Origin of the sequence: Cloacibacillus sp. (genome assembly GCA_036655895.1) — a bacterium.
Taxonomy (GTDB): Bacteria; Synergistota; Synergistia; order Synergistales; family Synergistaceae; genus JAVVPF01.
The window spans coordinates 40,787-61,385 of the sequence record JAVVPF010000002.1; the positions used below are offsets into that span (position 1 = coordinate 40,787).

Annotated in this window: 23 protein-coding genes and 1 tRNA gene; 9 read left to right on the top strand and 15 right to left on the bottom strand. The window is 51.2% G+C overall.

Going from position 1 to position 20,599, the window contains the following annotated elements:
• Positions 1-3 precede the first annotated feature (3 nt).
• Complete coding sequence (locus RRY12_01185) at positions 4-702, bottom strand: SprT family zinc-dependent metalloprotease (protein MEG2183276.1); 699 nt, start codon at positions 700-702, stop codon at positions 4-6.
• A 120-nt stretch (positions 703-822) separates the two neighbouring features.
• Here RRY12_01185 and RRY12_01190 point away from each other — a divergent pair, with 120 nt between their 5' ends.
• The 8 genes from RRY12_01190 to RRY12_01225 all read left to right on the top strand — a co-directional run bounded on the left by RRY12_01190 (position 823) and on the right by RRY12_01225 (position 9,207).
• Entirely contained in the window at positions 823-2,643 is a 1,821-nt protein-coding gene (locus RRY12_01190) for a YgiQ family radical SAM protein (protein MEG2183277.1), read from the top strand.
• 136 nt (positions 2,644-2,779) lie between these two features.
• Entirely contained in the window at positions 2,780-3,196 is a 417-nt protein-coding gene (locus RRY12_01195) for an OmpH family outer membrane protein (GenBank protein ID MEG2183278.1), read from the top strand.
• A 151-nt stretch (positions 3,197-3,347) separates the two neighbouring features.
• A complete protein-coding gene (locus tag RRY12_01200; protein MEG2183279.1) occupies positions 3,348-3,833 on the top strand; it encodes a CtsR family transcriptional regulator in 486 nt (161 codons plus the stop codon).
• Positions 3,834-3,846: 13 nt separating this feature from the next.
• The gene (locus RRY12_01205) at positions 3,847-4,353 is read left to right on the top strand and encodes a UvrB/UvrC motif-containing protein (GenBank protein ID MEG2183280.1); all 507 of its coding nucleotides are present in this window, start codon (positions 3,847-3,849) and stop codon (positions 4,351-4,353) included.
• A complete protein-coding gene (locus RRY12_01210) occupies positions 4,353-6,824 on the top strand; it encodes an ATP-dependent Clp protease ATP-binding subunit (GenBank protein MEG2183281.1) in 2,472 nt (823 codons plus the stop codon). Before RRY12_01205 ends, RRY12_01210 begins: the two co-directional genes overlap by 1 nt.
• A 105-nt stretch (positions 6,825-6,929) precedes the next feature.
• A complete protein-coding gene (locus RRY12_01215; GenBank protein ID MEG2183282.1) occupies positions 6,930-7,865 on the top strand; it encodes a peptidylprolyl isomerase in 936 nt (311 codons plus the stop codon).
• A gap of 156 nt (positions 7,866-8,021) precedes the next feature.
• Positions 8,022-9,026, top strand: a complete 1,005-nt coding sequence (locus RRY12_01220; protein ID MEG2183283.1) for a mechanosensitive ion channel family protein — start codon at positions 8,022-8,024, stop codon at positions 9,024-9,026.
• A 106-nt stretch (positions 9,027-9,132) separates the two neighbouring features.
• Positions 9,133-9,207 (top strand) — tRNA-Val (locus tag RRY12_01225).
• A gap of 131 nt (positions 9,208-9,338) precedes the next feature.
• On the opposite strand, the gene RRY12_01230 is transcribed toward RRY12_01225, so the two are convergent.
• The 13 genes from RRY12_01230 to RRY12_01290 form a co-directional block, all read right to left on the bottom strand.
• Positions 9,339-9,881 (bottom strand): glycosyl hydrolase 108 family protein, encoded by a 543-nt coding sequence (locus RRY12_01230; protein ID MEG2183284.1) that lies wholly within the window; start codon positions 9,879-9,881, stop codon positions 9,339-9,341.
• On the bottom strand, positions 9,878-10,303 hold the full coding sequence (locus RRY12_01235; protein MEG2183285.1) for a hypothetical protein: 426 nt from the start codon (positions 10,301-10,303) through the stop codon (positions 9,878-9,880). Before RRY12_01235 ends, RRY12_01230 begins: the two co-directional genes overlap by 4 nt.
• Before the next feature lie 12 nt (positions 10,304-10,315).
• Positions 10,316-10,552, bottom strand: coding sequence for a hypothetical protein (locus RRY12_01240; protein ID MEG2183286.1), 237 nt, complete (start codon positions 10,550-10,552; stop codon positions 10,316-10,318).
• Between the two features lie 416 nt (positions 10,553-10,968).
• The gene (locus tag RRY12_01245; protein MEG2183287.1) at positions 10,969-11,400 is read right to left on the bottom strand and encodes a phage tail protein; all 432 of its coding nucleotides are present in this window, start codon (positions 11,398-11,400) and stop codon (positions 10,969-10,971) included.
• Between the two features lie 159 nt (positions 11,401-11,559).
• Entirely contained in the window at positions 11,560-12,264 is a 705-nt protein-coding gene (locus RRY12_01250) for a hypothetical protein (GenBank protein ID MEG2183288.1), read from the bottom strand.
• A 33-nt stretch (positions 12,265-12,297) separates the two neighbouring features.
• A complete protein-coding gene (locus tag RRY12_01255; protein MEG2183289.1) occupies positions 12,298-12,801 on the bottom strand; it encodes a phage tail protein in 504 nt (167 codons plus the stop codon).
• Between the two features lie 16 nt (positions 12,802-12,817).
• Positions 12,818-13,378, bottom strand: a complete 561-nt coding sequence (locus tag RRY12_01260) for a hypothetical protein (protein ID MEG2183290.1) — start codon at positions 13,376-13,378, stop codon at positions 12,818-12,820.
• Positions 13,375-13,974 carry a putative phage tail protein gene (locus tag RRY12_01265; GenBank protein MEG2183291.1) on the bottom strand — a complete coding sequence of 200 codons (600 nt, stop codon included), beginning with the start codon at positions 13,972-13,974 and terminating at the stop codon, positions 13,375-13,377. The genes RRY12_01260 and RRY12_01265 overlap by 4 nt, the downstream gene beginning before the upstream one ends.
• The gene (locus RRY12_01270) at positions 13,964-15,013 is read right to left on the bottom strand and encodes a baseplate J/gp47 family protein (GenBank protein MEG2183292.1); all 1,050 of its coding nucleotides are present in this window, start codon (positions 15,011-15,013) and stop codon (positions 13,964-13,966) included. Before RRY12_01270 ends, RRY12_01265 begins: the two co-directional genes overlap by 11 nt.
• Positions 15,003-15,485, bottom strand: a complete 483-nt coding sequence (locus RRY12_01275; GenBank protein MEG2183293.1) for a phage GP46 family protein — start codon at positions 15,483-15,485, stop codon at positions 15,003-15,005. Before RRY12_01275 ends, RRY12_01270 begins: the two co-directional genes overlap by 11 nt.
• Before the next feature lie 11 nt (positions 15,486-15,496).
• Entirely contained in the window at positions 15,497-16,033 is a 537-nt protein-coding gene (locus RRY12_01280; protein ID MEG2183294.1) for a phage baseplate assembly protein, read from the bottom strand.
• 1 nt (position 16,034) lies between these two features.
• On the bottom strand, positions 16,035-17,120 hold the full coding sequence (locus tag RRY12_01285) for a hypothetical protein (protein MEG2183295.1): 1,086 nt from the start codon (positions 17,118-17,120) through the stop codon (positions 16,035-16,037).
• Positions 17,120-18,259, bottom strand: coding sequence for a DNA circularization N-terminal domain-containing protein (locus RRY12_01290; protein MEG2183296.1), 1,140 nt, complete (start codon positions 18,257-18,259; stop codon positions 17,120-17,122). The genes RRY12_01285 and RRY12_01290 overlap by 1 nt, the downstream gene beginning before the upstream one ends.
• A 60-nt stretch (positions 18,260-18,319) precedes the next feature.
• Here RRY12_01290 and RRY12_01295 point away from each other — a divergent pair, with 60 nt between their 5' ends.
• Positions 18,320-18,616: a hypothetical protein gene (locus RRY12_01295; GenBank protein ID MEG2183297.1), complete on the top strand. Its 297-nt coding sequence runs from the start codon at positions 18,320-18,322 to the stop codon at positions 18,614-18,616.
• A 1-nt stretch (position 18,617) separates the two neighbouring features.
• Here the strand turns inward: RRY12_01295 and RRY12_01300 are convergent, their stop codons facing one another.
• Positions 18,618-20,525 carry a hypothetical protein gene (locus tag RRY12_01300; protein MEG2183298.1) on the bottom strand — a complete coding sequence of 636 codons (1,908 nt, stop codon included), beginning with the start codon at positions 20,523-20,525 and terminating at the stop codon, positions 18,618-18,620.
• Positions 20,526-20,599: the final 74 nt, after the last annotated feature.

The following is a 20,599-nucleotide window of genomic DNA, read 5'->3' on the forward strand; positions in this document are numbered from 1 at the left end:
TCATCACCATCTATAAATATTTCCCTCTTTTTTAAGCTCCGCGCGCCGTTTTTCGTAGTCGGGGCAGTAGGTCTTTACGCGCCTCCAGAAGGCGCCGGAATGGTTCATCTCAAAGAAATGGCATATTTCATGGACCATCACATATTCCATAAGAGATTTCGGTACAAGCGCAAGACGGACGTTCAGCGTCATGGCGCCGGTGGTGGAGCAGCTTCCCCAAAGCGTTTTGGTCTCTTTTATGTGTACCGTCTTTGGCCCCGCGCCCATTTTTTTGCAGAGCGGAGGCAGTTCGCGGTGTATCAGCTCTTCCAGCCTGCGCGCGTACCATACTTCAAAGTTATGCCGTATCTTGGTTTTATCCTCGAAATCGCAGCAGAAAAAACGTCCGTCGCGAAGCTCTATCGGAGGCGTCGCAGCATAGCCGCATAATGTGAGCGGGAACAGTTCGCCGCGGAAGTAAAAAAGCTCTCCCTCCGCGTATTTATGGGACGGCGCTTTTGCACGCGTTCCCGCGTTTTTTATTTTTCTCAAAAAGCTCTCCGCGTTGTCTTTTAGCACGCGTTCAAGCTCCGCGGCGGGTGTGGCCTGCGGCGCGGCGATGAAGCAGCGGTTCTCCTCGTCAATGCCGAGCGAGATGCGGCTGCGTCTTGCGTTTCGCCTTATTTCAAAGTCAGTGCCGTTCATCCAGATATGATCCGCCATAATTACTCCTATAACGCTTAAAAGATGCTAATATTATAAGCGAAGTAAAGAAAAATTTTGCTGAGCAATATTGATTGGATAGAAATAAAAATAAGAGACGTACTAAGACGGAGAGATATTTTGTATAAGAACAGACCAATGATAAAAAAAGCGGACAGAAGCGCCTTTCTTCCCGTATGCCGTAAAGATATGGAGGCGCGCGGCTGGGACGAGCTGGACCTCCTCGTCATAACCGGAGACGCCTACGTCGATCATCCCAGCTTCGGGCACGCAATAATCGCAAGGTGGCTAGACGCGCACGGCTTTCGCGTAGGCGTCGTTTCGCAGCCCGATTGGCGCGCCACGGAAGATTTCGAAAAGATGGGGCGTCCGCGGCTTGGCATCATGCTCGCCGCCGGTAATCTGGATTCAATGCTCAACCACTACACCGCCTCCGGAAAAAAACGCCGCCGCGACGACTATACCCCAGGAGGCGTAAGCGGCAGAAGGCCCGACCGCGCCACCGTCGTCTACTCAAACAGAGTGCGTCAGCTTTGGGGCGACATTCCGCTTGTCATCGGAGGCATTGAGGCGAGCCTTCGCCGCTTCGCGCATTATGATTACTGGAGCGACAGCGTCAGGCGTTCGATGCTCACGGACAGCCGCGCGGATCTGCTCGTCTTCGGCATGGGAGAGCTTGCTTCGCTTGAAATTGCGCGCCGCCTTGCGGACGGAGCGCCGGTATCCTCTATCCGCGACATAGCGGGCACATGCTGGAAGACGCACGACGCGGAGGCGGCAAACGACGCCGTCACGCTCGATTCATTTGACGAGGTATCTTCAGATAAATTAAAATTCGCCGCCTCCTTCAAAAAATATTACGATGAGCAGGATTCTTTCAGAGGAAAAAGGCTCATCCAGGATCAGGGCGCATGGCACGTTGTGCAGAACCGCCCCGCGCGTCCGCTTACTACGCGCGAACTTGACCGAGTCTACGCTCTGCCCTACGCGCGCGCCTGGCACCCAGATTATGACGCGGTTGGCGGCGTACCAGCCTTCGCCGAGGTGAAATTCAGCATCACCAGCCACAGAGGATGCTTCGGCGAGTGCGGCTTCTGCGCGATAAGTTCGCATCAGGGCAGAATGATCCAGCGCAGGAGCGACGAATCTATGATCAAAGAGGCGGAGCTGCTGACGAAGCAGCCCGACTTCAAAGGCTACATCCACGACGTTGGAGGCCCCACCGCGAACTTCACCGCGCCGTCGTGTCCAGAGGCGCTAAAACGCGGGAGCTGCAAGGGGCGTTCATGCCTCTATCCGCAGCCGTGCCGCAGCCTGCGCCCCGATCACTCCGATTACATAGAACTGCTGCGCAAGGTGCGCGCCGTGCCGCGCGTCAAAAAAGTATTCATACGCTCCGGCATAAGGTACGACTATATGCTTGCCGACAAAAAAAATGACTTCCTCGAAGAACTCTGCAAATATCACATAAGCGGCCAGCTCAAAGTAGCGCCGGAGCACGTAAGTCCAGCGGTGCTGAAATACATGCGAAAACCAGCGCGCGCTGTGACGGAGGAATTTTTGAAACGTTACAACGAAATGAACGAGAAGCTCGGCCTGAAGCAGTTCATGGTGCCGTACTTTATGTCGGCCCATCCCGGCTCTACGTTGAAAGAGGCGGTGGAGCTTGCGGAGTTCATACGCGACAGCGGCCTGCGCCCCGAGCAGGTGCAGGATTTCACTCCGACGCCCGGCTCGCTTTCGACCTGCATCTACTACACCGGCGTCGACCCTGCGACGATGGAAAATGTCTATGTGCCAAAAGAGATGGAAGAGCGAAAGATGCAGCGCGCGCTTTTGCAGTATTGGATGCCGGAGAACCACGAATACGTCATAAAGGCGCTCATAAAGGCGGGGCGCAGAGATCTCATTGGCGCAGGAAGCCGTTGCCTCGTCAGATAGCAGCGCGCGGCGGCTTTGTTTTGAGTAATATTGCGCCTCGGTATGGACAATAGGCCGCTATGGTTATAAAATTTACAGGTGCGACATTGAAAAAGGGGATCATGGAAAGATCCGTATCCAATCAGGAGGTATGAATGTGAAAAAAACAGCTGTATTATTGCTGGCAATAGCGGCGCTCTTTGCCTTTGGCGCGATCTCATACGCCGCGGAAGACAAAGTCGGCTACGTTGATGATATGGGCGTCCTTCAGCAGTTCTCGAAATTCAAGCAGGCTCAGAAACAGCTTGACGAGCTTGGAAAGAAAAAGTCAAACGCGGCCAAGGCTGCCTTTGACAAGGAAAAGGACGAAAAGAAGAAGAGCCAGATAGTCCAGAATCTTCAGCTTGAGCTGCGCCAGGAAGAGACAAAGCTTATGAACCCGGTGCTCAAACAGGTAAACGACACAATAGCCGCGGTCGCGAAGAAAAAGGGCATCACGATAGTCGTGAACAAAGTGCTCGTATATTACGGCGGGATAGATCTCACGCCGGACGTAATAGCCGCTCTTAAGTAATTTTGACAGATAGAGGCCGTCTCCCCGAAAGGGCGAGGCGGCTTTTTCATGCCCTTTTGACTATGATTGACTTATGTTGACCTATAATATATAATCACTATTGGTTAAATTCGGGTTTTTCTTGCCCTTTTTTGGAAATGGAGTGAATAATGTGTCGGCATCCAGCCTTACTAGAAAAATAGAGGAATATATCGCCCAGCTTTTGGAAGATAACGGCGGAGGAATGATCTCGCTCAGAAGAAAAGATCTTGCCGAGCAGTTTGAATGCGTCCCAAGCCAGATAAATTATGTGCTCAGAAGCAGGTTTGCGCCTGAAAACGGCTTTATAGTCGAAAGCCAGCGCGGCGGTCACGGCTACATTCGAGTAGTCCAGCTGACATTTAAAAACTGCGAAGAAGAGGTCATACATTTAGAGGACCTTATCGGCAACAAGCTCTCGGAGCAGGAGTCGAAGCGCCTGATGATGAACCTTCAAAACAGAAAGCTGCTCACGGCGCGCGAACGCCTCTTGATAGAGGTGGCTCTGCGCAATCAGGAAGAGATGGGGCGCACGCTGTATGACATTTCAATATATAAACGGGAAATAATGAGGGCAGAGCTGCTAAAAAAGCTGCTCACGAGCCTTGCGTTGAGTTAGGAGGCGTAGTTTTATGCTGTGTGAACAGTGCGGAGTAAAAGAGGCGGAGATACATCTGGTAAATGTGGTAAACGGAGAGCGCCATTTCTCTCATCTTTGCAGAGAATGCGCCGGTACGAAGCTGAGGCTTGACGACGTTTCAAATATAATAAAAATGTCTTTCTCCCTTGACGGTCTCTCCAACATAGAAGAGGCTTTCAAGGAACTTGTCATGCCCGCTTTAAGAGGAATAGAGGTAACGAAAAAGAAGCGCCATATCTGTCCGCACTGCGGCTCAGTGCTGCCTGCGTCGATGTTTGCTGACAAAGAGGCGGACGATCTCTTCGATGAGATGAGCGCGGAGGATGTTAGGCATATCTCAGAACGCGCGGCTCCCATCTCCGCTGAAGAAGAGATGGCGGAACTTTCCAAAAAAATGGCGGAGGCCGTAAAAAAAGAGGAGTACGAGGCGGCGGCGAAATTCCGTGACCGTATCTTGGAACTCAAACATTCGGCCGCGCCGCAGGAGAAAAGAAACTGATGTGGAGCAATTTCACTGAACGCGGCAAGCGCGTCTTTCAGCTTGCGCACAAAGAGGCGCTCAGAATGGGGCACGACGTCATCGGCACGGAGCATATCCTTTTGGGGCTGCTCTACGACAACGACGGGCTTATAACAAAACTTCTCGCAACCTACAACTTAACGCCGGAACAGCTTGTAAAAGAGGTGGAGCATTACGCCGGCGCCGGTACGCCGCGTTACGGTTCGGTAGACCTCCCGATGAGCCCGCGCGCAAAATGCGTCATGGACCTTGCGATGCGCGAGGCAAGGCGCATGTCCGTCAATTACATCGGGACGGAGCACATCTTTCTTGCGCTGCTTGCAGAGGGCGAGGGAATGGCGGCGCGGCTGCTCATCTCGCACGGCATCGACCTTTCGGAATGCCGCGCGGCGGTCGTTGAGATGCTAGGCGGACTTTCTCCAGAACGCTCCCAGCAGGAGCGCAGGCAGCCTCAGGAGCCGCGCCGTTCCCGCCCCGCCGCTCAGTCAAAGACTCCTACGGTGGACCAGCTTGCGATAGATCTCACGGCGATGGCAAAAAACGGAGAGCTCGACCCGGTGATAGGCCGTTCCAAAGAGATACAGCGCGTCGTGCAGATATTGTCGAGGCGCACAAAAAACAATCCCGTCCTCATAGGAGAGCCGGGCGTCGGAAAGACGGCCGTGGCGGAGGGGCTTGCACAGAGGATATTCTCGGGCGACATCCCGGAGATACTGAAGGATAAGCGCGTCATGCAGCTCAATGTGGCAAACCTCGTGGCTGGCACAAAATACCGCGGCGAATTTGAAGAGCGTATGAGAAGGCTGGTACTTGAGATACGCGAGTCCAAAAATATAATCCTGTTCATCGACGAGATACATACTATAGTCGGCGCGGGCGGGGCAGAAGGCGCGGTAGACGCCGCGAACATCTTAAAGCCGAGCCTTTCACGCGGAGAGTTTCAGGTAATAGGCGCCACCACAATAACGGAATACAGAAAATATATAGAAAAAGACGCGGCGCTTGAACGCCGTTTCCAGCCAGTTTCAGTCTGCGAGCCGACGGAAGAGGAGACGGTCCTCATCCTCAAAGGTCTCCGCGACCGTTATGAGAGCCATCACAAGGTCGTCATAACTGACGCCGCCATCGAAAGCGCGGCGTCCCTTTCAAAACGATACGTCACGGAGCGTTTCCTCCCAGACAAGGCAATAGATCTCATTGACGAGGCCTCGGCGCGCGCGCGGATAAATACGCTTGAGACGCCGGAGGAACTAAAAGCGCTTGAACGCAGCATAGACGACATCCGCATGGAAAAAGAGGCGGCCGCCGCCGCTCAGGAATTTGAAAAAGCGGCTATGCTGCGCGACGAAGAGCACAAGGCAAAAGAACAGAGCGAAGAATGGCGCGCACAGTGGACCGATTCGCGCAATAAAATAACGCCGGAGATAACGGCGGAGGACATAGCCGTCGTCGTAGGCGAAATGACGGGCATCCCCGTGACGCAGCTGACGGAAGAAGAAAGCCGCAGGCTGCTTTCAATGGAGGATGCGCTGCGCCGCCGCATGGTCGGACAGGAAGAGGCGCTTCATTCCGTAGCGCGCGCGGTGCGCCGCGCAAGAAGCGGCATGAAAGACCCAAAACGTCCGGTAGGCAGTTTCCTGTTCCTGGGGCCAACGGGAGTCGGCAAAACGGAGCTTGCGCGGTCGCTTGCAGAATTTCTCTTTGGCAGCGAAGAGGCGATGATCCGCATGGACATGAGCGAATATATGGAACGCCACGAGGCGGCGAAGCTGATAGGCGCACCCCCAGGCTATGTGGGCTACGAAGAGGGTGGCAAGCTGACAGAGGCCGTCCGCAGAAGGCCATATTCCGTCATACTCTTCGACGAGGTAGAAAAGGCGCACCCGGACGTCTTCAACATCATGCTCCAGCTGCTTGAGGACGGGCGTCTCACCGACGGACACGGCCACGTAAGCGACTTCCGCAACTGCGTCGTCATAATGACGAGCAACGTAGGCGCCGTGGAGAACGCGGGCGCCCGCGCCTTAGGCTTCGGCGGCGCGGAGAGCCATGAGAAGGCTGAGGCCAAAAGGCTGCGGGAAAACGCGCTAGAAGCCGCGAAAAAGGCATTCAGGCCCGAGTTCCTGAACAGAATAGACGAAATACTTGTCTTTGAGCCGCTGGGACGCGAAGAGCTGCTCCAAATAGTGGACATCATGCTTGCCGACGTAAAAAAACGCGCGCTGGAAAATAAGATAACGCTTGATGTCGACGAGAGCGCAAAACGCCTCATCCTTGACAAAGGCTACGACGAAAAATATGGCGCGCGCCCACTGCGGAGGACGATACAAAAAATGATAGAGGACGAATTGTCAAACCGTCTTCTTGACGGAACTGTCGTAAGCGGAGAGACAATAAGCGTAACAGCCTGCGATAATTGCTTAAATTTCGAGGTTATCCATAAAAAATAGGCAAAAATAAGCGAGAGCAGTAAATTAACCGCTCTCCTTTTTTATTTTTTATGGTAGCATATTCCAAGTTAAAAAACGGTTATTAATACTCGAGGAGGACTTTAGATGTCAATCAGAAAAAAACTTGTAGTAAGCATCGCAGTTGTGGTTTCGGTCTCAGCGTTCGCTGCGGCCTCGTTTGCCGCGGCTCCCGCCGCAACAACGGCCCCCAAAGAAGCGCCTGTGGTAATAGTCGGAGAGGCGACGCTCGCCCCTAACGAAGTTATCGCCGTGCTTCAGAACACCGCGGGCGGCAACCCGATGCTCGTCGGGATGATGCTCCAGCAGTCTACGCTCAAAGAACGCGCTGAAATGGCGGCCCAGATGGCTGACGCAATGCTCTTTGCAGAGGGCGCGAAATTAAGCGGACTTGCCGAAAGAGAAGATCTCAAATTCAAACTCAAATGGCAGCACACACAGTCGCTCGTCGAAGCATATCTTCAGGAGATCAGCAAAAAATGGGATATGGGCGAGAAAGCTATGAAAAAATATTACGAGACGCACAAAACTGAATTTGTGCAGGCGGCGGGGACGCACGTGCGTCATATCCTGACAAGCACTGAAAAAGACGCGAAAGATGTCCTCCTTGATATTGCGAAGAACAACGATTTTGAAAAGACGGCGGAGAAATACAGCCGCGACACCAACACAGCGGCGCGCGGCGGAGACCTTGGATGGGTCGAGAAGGGCGTACTGCCAGCGCCTCTTGACAAAGAGATCGACGCAGCCAAGAAAAACGAGATCGTAGGACCCGTCAAGACCGAACTCGGCTGGCACGTGCTCCAGGTGCTCGACCGCCGGCCCTCAAAACAGCTCACCTTCGAAGAGGCAAAGGATGAAATAGTACAGCGCCTTCAGATGAGCTATGTAGCCAAAGAACTTGAAGCCCTCAAAAAGAAAATAAAGGTCGAAATCAAAGAAGAAGGCCTCAGCAACCTCGGCGGCATTCCCGCGGCCACGCCCGAAGCCGACAAGAAATTTGAAAAAGGAACAATAAACTAACGGTCACTCAAAGCACCGACAGAACCGCGAATATAGACCACACAAGCCGGCTTTGCATATAAAAGCCGGCTTGGTTTATGAATATATACCGATTACAGAGAGGCACGCGGTGTTAGTATATACTCAAATCTAAATTTCATAAGAGGTATCAGCCGGATGATAATGTCAGAATATCAAAGACAGTTTTTAGAATACAAAGGAGAGATGCTGCTTGAGCTTATTATACGCAACATGGCCACCATACTGCTCATCGCCTTCATACTCTTTATTTGGTATCTGATAGATAAAACCGTCCCGCACATCATCGGTCATATCTTCAAAGTCGCCTCCGAGCGCGCCAAACAGACCATGCACAAAGAAAACGCGATAAAACGAGAATGGTTCATGTATCGCATCTCCACACTGCGTCAGCTCACCATCCAGCTTTTGCGCGTCATATTGGCCACCATCATGTGTTTTGTGATACTGGACGCCGTTGGAATAAACGTGAAGCCCATACTGGCCGGCATCGGGATAGCAGGCCTGGGCATCTCGCTTGCCGCGCAGAACTTGATACGCGACTTCATCAACGGGATCCTAATAATCGCCGAAGACCAGTACAACGTCAACGACTGGGTGCAGATAGGGAACTACCAGGGAACCGTCGACCACTTTACGCTGCGCCTGACGCGTCTGCGCAGCATCGACGGAAACTTGATAATAATTCCCAACAGCAGCATCCAGGAGGTCATAAACTACACAAAGGACTGGTCCTACGCCCTCATAAACGTCACCATTCCTTACGAAAGCGATTACCTTGAGGCCAAACGCATCATGATGGAACTTGCCGCCGAGACGACGACGAGCGGCGACCCGCAGATATTTCCCAATCCTGTATTCAACGGAATAATTGACTACACGCAAAACGGAATAAAATTCAGGAGCCTCATAAAGACCGCCCCCGGCTATCAATGGACCGTGGGTTACAAATTTCGCGAAGAGCTGCGCAAGCGCTACGACGCAGCTGGCATTCCTTTTGCCTATCCCGCCGTCAACAACCACCTGGGGCCGCCTGAAGACCCTGAATTCATAAAACACATGGCGGAAAAATGGAAGGCCGAGGCACAGAAAATGCCGCCGTCAAAAACCGCGGAGAGACAAACCGGCGAGGAGCACGTTTAACGATAAAAAATCATAAAATGGGCCGATTTTCCTAAAAAGGCGTGAATTTGCAAATGTCCTATTGTCAACGCGCGAAAAATCCTTTATAATCCTTACTCGTTGAGACGGGCGATTAACTCAGCGGTAGAGTGTCACCTTCACACGGTGGAAGTCGTTGGTTCGAACCCAATATCGCCCACCATTGCAAACACAAGACTTTCGGAATTTTCCGAAGGTCTTTTTTCTTTTGTGTGGCTACCGATTGGCTACCAAAAATTAAATTGAAGGGCGGAATCGATGCCCCGCCCTTTGCTCAACTCTTATTTGCTACGCTTACATTTTTATGCAGGCTGCTTTTGCCAGTGCTTTGGTTCGGTTGCACCAGCCGGATAGGAATACTTTCTGCCCTGGGTTTGCCTCAACGATGCGGTCGTAGTAATTGAGGCGCTTTATGAGCAGCATCTTTGCAAGGTAGAGCCCGTTGCGCCATGCGAGCCTGTAGAGTGCATCTCGTGTCTTTGGCCCCCATTTACCGTCTATTGTTACCGATGAGCCGCAGGATACGCAGGCTCGCTGTGCTATTTTCGCCGTTCCGCCGAGTCCATGGTTGACCGTGAGGTCACAAAGTATCATATCTACAGGCTCACCGTAGCGGCCCCAATCGTATGGCAGCCAGTAGTTGGCTTTATATATAGCACAAGCTTCGTCGCGGGTGAGCGCTTTTACGTTGTTATGGCGTACGATTCCGCATTTATGAGCGTGGTTGAGTGTTGCCTGTGTTATTCCTCTGTTGGTTGGGCCGCCCTTGTCGGCGGGATGATTTGTGTAGCCGCCTTCCCATTTCAGCGTGAAGGCTATCGCTTTTTCCCAGCTCATTTTATGCCGTATTTTTTATACAGGGCTTCAATGCGGTCGTCGATGCTTGCGCTCTCATTTATGGCTGTTGCCGCTGCTACTGTCTGTTCTGCGTCTGTTTTTGGCGCGTCTACAACGGCGGCGACTTTTGTGATTTGTTCAGGCGTAAGGGTTACGCTTGCCCAGTCATGCCCGCAGAGCAGATTGAGTTTGTCGCAGGCGAGGTCAACTAGGACGCCGAAGGCCGGCCCGTCGAATGGCTCGATGTACCACGGCAGTTTTACCATGTCATCAAGGCGCTGTACGACGTAGGCTCTTTTGTCTGTGCCGGTTGCGCCGGGGATTGTCTGCTCTGCCTCTAATATCTGCTGGACTACCCAGACTTTTAGCGATGATACCATTCCTGTTGCGAGGCTTGCCAGCCAGTTTTTAATGTCAAACATGTTCATTTCCTCCTATAGTTTGTTTTCCAGTCCGTCGATGCGTTTATGGGCTGATTTCGCAGATTCTTCAACGCGCGCGATGCGCTCCGTCTGTCCGTCTATTTTTTCGTCCATTTTTGAGATTGTGTTTTCAAGGCGGTCGATGCTCCGCTGTAGCGGCGCTATTACGATAAGCCTCATGCCGGAGCAGGCGAGACAGATGATGGTGCACGCCAGTCCCAACATGCTTACGGCGGTAGATATGTCCATGTGCGGTTACCTCGCCTCCTGTGTTATCTATGAGGGTATTTCCAGCCATAGCCCCAGCGCCATGTAAACGGCAGATAGGGGCTGCCTCCTATGCGTACGGCAAGGTACATGAGCCATGCCCATATAGGGTATCCTGTAGCGGCAACCTCGGCACGAAGTCGCCTGTCTGCTTTTTTGCGCTGGAGTCTTGTCCCGCCACGCCAATAAGCGTGGTCGTGTTCGATGCAGGCCTGTAATCGTCTGCCAGACGATAGACATGCCGCCGCTTCACCCGTCGCTTTTAAATGGTTTTATCAAAATTACAGCCTCCTTACAACAAAATACGTTCTGGGCTACATAGCCAGACCGTATCAGAGTTGGATTGAGAAAGTTATGTTGCCGCCAGATGCGAGCAGTAACGGCAAGTATATACGCTTTTATTCGTACACGATACAGAACATCGCCGCGACGTTTCGGGGGCGGGTCTCCGCTCCTCCGGCATTCGATGTTCTATAACTCGACACACCGCCGTTTCTCCAATAATATTCGCTCCCTACTGTAGCCGGTAAGCCTTGAGGGGAGAAGTTTGCTATAACATGGCTGTGTGTCATAATCTCATCGCTCTGTATGCTACACAGTGTACGTCCAATATCAACTCCGCGCCCGTGGTCCCACCCGCGTATAAACTCGCCCCGCAAATCCGGCAACGCGAAGGTTGTGCTGCCATCGCCGGCGCCGTGTCTTATACCGATGGCCGCGAAGAGCTTGGAATAGGTACTGCGGCTGATGATGGCGCCGTTGAGTTCGAGCGTGTGCGGGGGCGGCGTATCCGTAATGCGGATTATGATATCGCCTACTCTGCCGCTCATGATTATGGGCTCCGTCGTGCCCGGGAGCCTGAGTGTCGGGGCCGCCATCTAGGCCACTTCCGACGAGTTGTAGGGCTTACGGTCTGTAGGTGTGTTACTTACAGCCCCCTCTCCCCCCGATTACGCTTACTGATATTTAACATTATCATTTCACACATTTTATTCTGCCTCCCATGTAATAACGATAGTATCAAGCGTCGCTTTGTCCGCCGCCGCCTCGACCTGCGCGCGCAGCTGCTGCTTTCTGGCGTGGGCCGCTCCGTATGCTGCAAGCATTTCCAGCTGCACCGCCTTGATTGTGGCAAGGGGTATGTCGTAATGGGTATCGTCGCCCGCATCTGTGAGATAGGCAACCGCGATGCCCTGCGCCTCCATGAGTTTGATACTGCCCTCCAGCTTCAGGCTGTCGGACTCTCCGAACTGCATCTTGTAGCCCTGCGTTGTTGTAATACTGCCGGCCACATAAGCGTTGAAAGCTGTCTTCACCTCGTTAAGCTTGCGTTTGCGGCACACGGCAAGCGGGATTTCCCACGTTGTGCCGTTCCACTCGGCTTCGTGGTCGGTCGGCTCAATGTCTGTGAGTTCCGGCGCTGGAGTGATGCCAAGTTCCTTTATCTCTACTTTTTCCCGCGTTGATTTATTCCAGTAGATTTCGCCGCGGTAATCTGGTACAAGCTCCCATGCTCCGGTTATGGTGTTCCACCGGGCGGCCTCGTGCTCTCCATGTGCGGGCGGCGTGGTGTAGGTGGCGCCTGCGGGCAAATGATACACTCCGGGCTCAAGCGGGCTCTCCCATGCTTTGGCTTCGCCGAGGTATTCGCCGTTTTCCGCGTTGTAGCTGTAGGCTGTTTTGTAGTTGCTCATGTGTGATCTCTCCTTTTGTTTTTAGGTTAATAGTTAGTATTTTATGCAGGCTAGGAAAGCTATGGCTTTGGGGCGATTTTCGGCGGCGGTGGGGACTACACGATTGGCACTAAATCCGACGCCTTGAATTTTGTGTGCGCCACTCATTTGTCCCGTAGTGGCAACTGCCGGATCTTCGTAATCATAAAATGCACCACTTTTACCATATACAACAACACTATCGCCCAGAGTGCGAAAACTGAGATCACCATATATATTCCTTATCGCATCCTCCTGTATTTGTCCAACTATCAATCCGTTGCCTGCGAACCGCGGGAATCTATCCTCGGTGTTTGGCAGTCCGAACGACGTGCTGCCATCGCCCGCACCGTATTTCGTACCGATGGCCGCGAAGAGCTTGGAATAGGTACTGCGTGATATCACAGCCCCGTTCATGGGAAGCCAGCCCTCCGGTGCAGTGTCTGCCGCAAACAGTCCTATAAAGCCTGGGCCGATAGTTATTATTTCCCCCCCGTCGGGGGTCCTCAGTTTTGGCATTTTGTCACTCTCCTTATCAATTAGTCCAGTACCCGCCGCAGCAGTAGGAGGCGAGCAGAGTGCTTATCGTCTCCTCGCTGTCCGTGCCGCTCATGTGCGCGCCGTTGGCTGTATCCTGTGGGGTAAGTCTTGATCTCTCGAACTTCGTCACCGTGGCCGGTATTATCTTTGTGCGGTCATCAAACCAGACAGTGACAGACGTTACGCTATTTGCATATGTTGGGTCACCAAATATTCGACAGAGGTACTGATCATCTCCGTTGAAGCGTAGGCGCTTGCCGATGGGGTATGTCGCGGTCTGGTCACCCGCAAGGGTAATAGTATAGTCGCCTGTGCGGGTAGGGGCGAGGTTCTCTTTCTGCCACGGGGTATTCAATACCTGTGTAAGCTGCGTCAGGTCATCCTCAGAAGGAATAAGCCCTGCTGCTTTAATGGCGTTCTCAATCTCCTTTTGTGGATGTTCAATTGCCTTGCCTGGCACGGTGCTCCCTGGTACTCCAGTTGACGGGTTCGCGTCAACATAGCTTCCGTTGCGTCCTGCATAGCTCGAATCATTCAACGGCACGACATATTTCATGCTCTTGCCTCCTCATAAAAGAAAAAGACCTTCGTGTGTGAAGGCCTTAATTTATTTACCCTACATATAAACTCTGCGGCATCTCGCCAACTTCCCAGCGGATCTCCACAGGCGCTGGTGCCAGTCACGAAGTATTCTTGATTCGTACCGAAGATTCTGAAGCTCCAAACATAACGAACGTTTTCATTGCCTGTCATATCAGTGCTGCCGCATTGAGATGCAGCGCAGACAAAAGGACGCCATTCTTCGAGGTCCACATCATATCCAAGATCCTGTGCCAGTCTTAGATACCATTCAGGAGTCATTTCGCCTCGCGCGCGTATCTTTGCAAGCAGCGCGCCGCGCCTACCTTCTAGAGTTGCCGCAAGCGGAGTACATTCATCAGGCAGTCCGTAGTCTATTTCCCAGTCAGAAATGAGCTCTTCCGTTTTGCGCGGGTCCGCTTCACGCAGCAGGGCTTCCTTTCTTGCATCCACATTTACAAGCTCATAAGCGCAGGAATTATTAAATGTGTTCAGTACGCCGCTTTCTCTGTTCCAAGCAAGCCCCTGCGGATAAAGCCCCCATATCATTTCTAGAAACGCTTTAATATCCACTAAAAGTCACCGTTCCAAGAGTTGCTATTTCGTTTGCGGTACATGCCACATCGGCAGATGGCGCTGTAATGGTATGATGCACTTCATTGAGCGCGGAGGATATCGCCTCGCTTACGCGCGACAAATAAATGGTTCTGCCCGGCTCTGCTTCACGCACAAAGAACGCGGCAAGCTCATCTAATACGTCCGCTTGTACCGCCGCGGTGTACGGTGATATCGTCAAAGTGAAATCGACGTTTTTAGCAATAGGTGCGAAAACCGTTACATCCGCCGTAACCGGTCGTTTCAGGTCGATATATGCTTGCAGGGAAGTTACCTCGCCAGCGTCAGGAATAAAACTAATATCGTTATCGCGCACAAACGTAACCCCTACCGTGCCGACCCCAAGCCAGTTGTCTTTCGTCCAAGCTCGCGTAACACCGGGATGTTCCATGGCCCATCGTACATAATCGTGTCTTGCGCCGCCCATTGCTGGATTTTGAATAGCTTGGAGTACACGTTGTCTAAGCGAATCATCTGTTTCGGCATCCACCCCGCCGACAAGTCCGTCCGAGGATACAATTGCGTCGTTCTTCACTCCTGAGACAGGGGATATAAGCGATAATTTAGCGCCACTGTCACAGTTATAGACGCTGCCGGTATTTTGAGAGACAACACCTACCGCGGTAAGCCCGTCTGTAGTAGTCTCAAACAACGCGCCATCCGAAGCCCTTTTTAGAATGCTGCCAGAAGGGACCATCGATCCCAACGAACCGGTGAAAGTGACTATCCCCGAAGATGCAGCGGCCGGTTTTCGAAGAATTCCGTAAACTCCAGCGTGCATAAATTCTAGATAATAACCCTCTGCCGTTGTAACAAATAGTTGTTTGCTTGCCCAGTCTAAATGTCCATGCATGAGGTGAGCACAGCCAGCAAACACCGTTGAAAGCACGCCTACTACGGAACGACGCATGATACCGCCTGTAAGTTCCAAGCGGCTTGTTAAGTCAACCTGTATGCGTTCTTTCAGCTCAGGAAGAGTCGGCCTATTAAACGCCATTTCGAAGCACCTCCTGCGCCTTCCAGTTCAAGTTATATCTTTGTTTCAGGTTGTTGCCGTCTGGGCGTGTAATATCTACGTATAGCGCAAGTAAACCGCCGTCATGCCATTCAGCAACAACATTTATCGACTTTACTATTTTGTCTTTGATAAGCCATTTGAGAGCCTCCTCCGCGTACTCCTTTGCTCTAAGCGCAACACTGGTCAGCTGTTTTTCGCGGAATAGCAGCCAAAGCTTACTTCCTATTTTGTCATTTTGCACATCGGTAACGCTGTCACCCCACCATCCGCGCCCACTGCTCTCGTTCTGTGGCAGCTCTTCTCCAGCAGCACGCCGATCGGTAAAAAGGCTTATTATTACAGCCGTTTCTAACCCAGCATCTGTAGAAATATCGGTGAGCGGCGCGTCTAAAGATAAGTCGCCGCAAAGCCCGCTCTCGTTCCACGTTATTTTTATATCTCCGCCAAGCATGGTGCACCTCCTTAGTTCGGCTCCGAAGTATTGCCGCCGTGGGGACAGGTATGAATATGATTTACCAAAGATTTTCCTGATGCCACTACATCTCCGGAGACAGTTACATTGCCGAGGATAGATATATCGCCCGTTATTTCTGTCTGCGGCGCAGTCACAATCAGCTTGCAGCCGGTTACGATCTCTATCTCCTTTCCGCGCTTGAAGTGGATATAATCGCCCTCGTCTGTATAAATAGCGACCTCGCCGGGTAGCAGGTCTTTTTTGCGATATCGTGTATCGTCTGTTGCAATCACTACGCCGCTGCTTCTGTCACCTCCAATAAATATTGCGATGCCTCGACAGTCGGCCTGCGGCATAGAGGTAAAGCCATACTCCTGAACTCTCTCTACATCTGAGCGTGTTTCTCCGGCCAGCGCATCTATTTGTACAGATTGGAGAGGCACGGAATCGTTTACAAGCTTTATGATGCACCGAGCCGAGGCAAGCGCCGCCTTTTGCGCTACAGGCCGTGTCAGTTTCTTTATGACATTAATTGTGTCGTTCACATCAATCCCCCCAATATTGGCCGTAATTCTCTTCCGTCTTTTTCTTTTTATCTTTCTTTTTTTTCTCGTCAGAGATAAAAGCGTCTGGGTGCTTGAGCGTCAGGGTTGTGGTTATGCCATTATCATCAATTACATTGGAAATGGCGGCGATAATAAATTTTGAGCTGCTAAAACCAAGCGCTGGCGCCTCTATCGTTACTATGCCGCCCAGCGGCCATAAAGAACCGTCTGATTGTGTCCAGCCTACGACTTGTGCCGTTATTTCTACGGCTTCGCCTATGCGACGTCGTTTTTCACGATCTGCGCGTAATGCCGCCGATTTATCGTAACTTTGCGCTTCGCAGGTTATGATAAGAGGTCGGTAGCGCTTGACGTTGACATCAGTCGCCTTGCCCTCAACGATATTTTTGGCTTCGTTCCAACCGTCGCTCTTGTCTCCGGTTGATGGCATCTGCGCTTTAATGGTGTAAGAACTGAATAGTTCTGTATGGTCTAAATTCACCGAAGCGCTCTTAAGGTTGTTCCCAAAAATTAATTTATCCACGGTACTACGAGAACCAAGATTGCATAAAATAAGCGAGCCTTGTCCATCAGTGATAAGGCTGACATCCCTCTGTCGTGCCTGCCGGTCTAGGCAATCCCAAACACTTTCGCCTGGCTGTATGGCGACTGTCGCAAATAGCTCGTTGTCTCCCGCCCTATCTTGCACCTTTATCCCAAATGGTTTGCAAAGCATCACCGCAAGCGCCGCAAGAGAGATGTTATGAAGTTCAAACGCCGTTACCACGGCGGAACAGTCAACAAGGTCACAAGTAACATCCCGGCCCGCAATCGACACCGAATGTGATGTTCCATCTGCGCTTCGCGATGAGCTGTCCACCCAACCAGTAATCACAGGCGTTCCGTTTATTTTCACGGTACATTTATAGCCTGGTTTTATTACAAGCGGGTCTCTGTTCATGTTCCACTTATCACCTGTATCCAGTGCAAACGAGCCAGAAACAGCTTCAACGCTGCGGTCAACTCGTGCGCTCTTCCATCCCTCATAAAGCTGGCCGCTGACATAAAGCTGTATTTTGTCTTCCATTAGTCTGCCACCATATTGATCTTCCCATTCACAAACCCGGGATGAGGGGTATTATTACGAGCAACTATATCGTCGGCACGCAGCGCATCTTCGTACGTCTCATAAGCCAGAACAAGAACGGATATAGGATGATGTAACGTTACACTTATCAGCTCCGGCAGCTCCTCAGACGGCAGTGCCTCGACCACCGCCGCGCGCAGGGCAGTTTGAGCGGTATAAAGAGCGGTGTTCATTGTGCGGTCCATCTCATTATTCAATGATTCCGTAATTTGACCTGCCACTTTTTCGGCATCCTGACGTGTTTTGTAATCGCCCTCTTCATCGCCGCTGACGGCACAACGCGCCGTTTCCGCCGTTGCCGCCTGCCGGATTAGAGAAACCAGAGCGTTGTTGTTTGTAACCGCCGCCTTCTCAGTGCGTGATGTGGTCAGCGGCGTTTTGTATTCGCCAAAAGAGCCCCATACGGCGCATTGTGATGCTACAGTCGAAAAAGAATTGCCTCGAGAATAAGAATTATTCGTGAAAGTTGAAATCAACCCTTGTACGTTTTTTGCGAGTTTGAGCGGCTGAGACAGCATGTCCTTTACGTCTGAAATAGCAAGTCCGATGTTGCTAAAAAAAGAAGAGAGCAAGCTAAAGGCATCCGCTGCAATAAACTCCGGGCATCCATCCACGCTGAATGTATCCGCAAAATCTTCTGCTGCGGCATCGTCAAGGGAATCGGCCGCCTTTTCAGCCGCCGCAGACCTGTCCTTTGAAGCCTCTGGGTATTTGTTTTCCCCGCTTTCCACGAAAGTCATCGAAAACCGTGCCATGCGGCCTTCGCTGTCATTTTCGTTCATCGTATAACCTTCGCACTGTACGGTAAGGGAACCTAAATACGGATGTACAAGCTCGCCTTCGCCTTTTTCATTCAGCGCCTTTACGAGGCTGTCGCGTTGATCCATATAATCGTCGCCGATTACGTATGCCTCGACGCTGTACCGCCTTGCTTTTAAGCCCAAGTCCTCCGTATATGGCTCGTCACGCAGAGGGTACTCATGCGTCACAAGGCGGCGCCCGCCCTGCAGCTCGTGCGAGGGCACAAAAAATGAGACGCCGCGAAAACTGGCGTCCCTAAGATTATCCTTCCAGGACATTTCATCATCTCCAATAACCTCTAAATGTGGTACAATCAGGATGCGACAGGAGGCGATAACGTGACAAAAAAATACACAGTAACAGTCTCTGAGGTTGACGACTCTCACTCTCTTGATGAACCAATTACTGGAATGCAGGTGGCATTTGCCGCTCTATACGGATTCCTTGCAACTGGAGGCTGTGTTTTTGCCGGCTATCTGACCTTCAAACTTTTCAACTTTGTAGCTCCTTTATTTTGGGGGCTGCTGCCGGCATTGCCGCTTTGGTTGTACCTTACCGCCGGCCTTTGTCTGGGCCTTTTCTATTCACTTCCGTCGGTCCTTATTGTTTGCGGCTGGGTAAAATATAAGCTCTGACTTAATTTGTAGCCATAGCAGGCCCCATCTTCACCTTCGTAGCCAGATCCATCGTTCTGTCCTTTTTGGTAGTTATCGTAGTACCCCTTGGCAGGTTTGAAAACTCTACCTGCACCGCGGCTTTTGATGTTTGATTGTTTTGCTGTGCGCCCATTGCGGCAGCGGCTCGCCCCGCCATTGGCTGACTTCTGGGATGCTGTGGCAGCATTGGTGCAGCTGGTCCAATAGACGGCAACGTGCCAGGGCGCGGCATTCCGCCAGCGTTGCGGAAGGAGAACGAAAGGCTTGATGCCCAGGAAGTTATTCCTTTAAAGATAGACTTCATCCCGTCCCACAAAGACGTGAAAATCTTTACTCCTATGTCATACAAAGAGATGGCTTTAAAAAATGAAACGACCCCTTCCCAAAGAACAGAGAGTCCCTTTATTTCAAGTGCCCAGATGTTTTTCAGTCCGTTCCACAGTGAAAAAAAGATAGCAACGCCAATATCAAACAGACTAACACCTTTGAAAAACGAAATTAAAGAATCACAGGCAACTTGAAACCAATGCAATATGCTTTTCCAGCCTAATTTAAACCCATTACCAAAAAATTGAATGAATTTCCAAGCTATTAAGATTAATGTGGCTGGTAATGAAACGAGTCCACGTATTAATTTTGAAAGCATAGGGCCGATTTTATCCCAATGAATAAATGCTTTATAAACTAAAAATGCAGCACCTGCTATTGCCAGCAATATCCATCCAGCTGGAGTGGTCGTTAAAACCACGCCAAGTGCAATGATTGACATTATGGCCGATGATAGCGCCCCAAGAAATACGCCGCCTATTACTACTGCTATTACCTTGAATATTGTCTCCATGCCGCCAAGTTTTTCAATGAGGTCGGAGGTTTTGAAAATAAAAGTTTTTATCTCCTCAATGACCGCAAAAAACATTTTCTTGAGTTTGGGCAGGGACTTTTTAAGATTTTCCACCCACTCTTTAATTTTGCTTTTTATCAGTTCACGATTTGCCTCGACCCATGCCTTAATATCAACAACAATGTCGTTGATAACTGGAATGAGCTCTGAACCAAGATTGAAAACAAGTCCTTTGATTACCTTCACCATTCGGTCTACATTATCATTAAAGGCCTCGGCGCTTTTTGCCGTTTTTTCATCCATTACAATGCCCAGGTCTCGCGCTTCTTTGCGCATTTCCTTCATGCCGTCTTTGCCGGCATTCAGCATGGGAATAAGGTCAGCTCCGCTTTTGCCCATAAGCGCCATAGCGACAGCGGTTTTCTTTGCTCCATCCTTTTGTTTCCCGAAGACCCCGGCCATATCCGCCATTACGTCTTCGACGCTGCGCGCCTTACCTTTTGCGTCGACAAAAGCCACGCCTGCGCGTTTGAACCATGCTATTAGCGTTTTATTGCCGGTTCCTGCCTCTACGATATTTTTACTGAGCTTCATCATGCCCTTGGAGAGAGCGTCACCCTCAACGCCCGACATCTCTCCCGCATGGCGCATTTCCTGCCATGCTTCGACATTCATTCCTATTTTTTGTGATGTCTTCCATGCTTCGTCACCATAGTCCGAAGCGGCTCGAGTAATTTTATATATACTTGCGACCGCGCCGCCAACAACGCCGTTGACGGCCGCGATAGCTCCTACTAATTTGGCAGTTTTTGATACTAAGTTATCAATACCTTTGCCGCAATTTGAAAAAGCGTTTTGTACTTTTGAGCCTCCAAGTTCATCAAAACGCAATCTCAATTCGTTGTTAAATTTCTTAAACGGCGCAGTATACGTGCTTACTTTTTTTGATAGATTTTGAAGGGGCGCCGTAGCCTTATCTATCGCCTTGATAACAACGCTTAGAGCAAACTCTTTTCCTGCCACCTCAAACGCCCCTTTCCATTGCATTTACCTGCTCTTCTATTCTTTCATTCCAGAAAACTACTTCATCAAGTTCCATTTCCCAGATGTCGCCAGCCGGG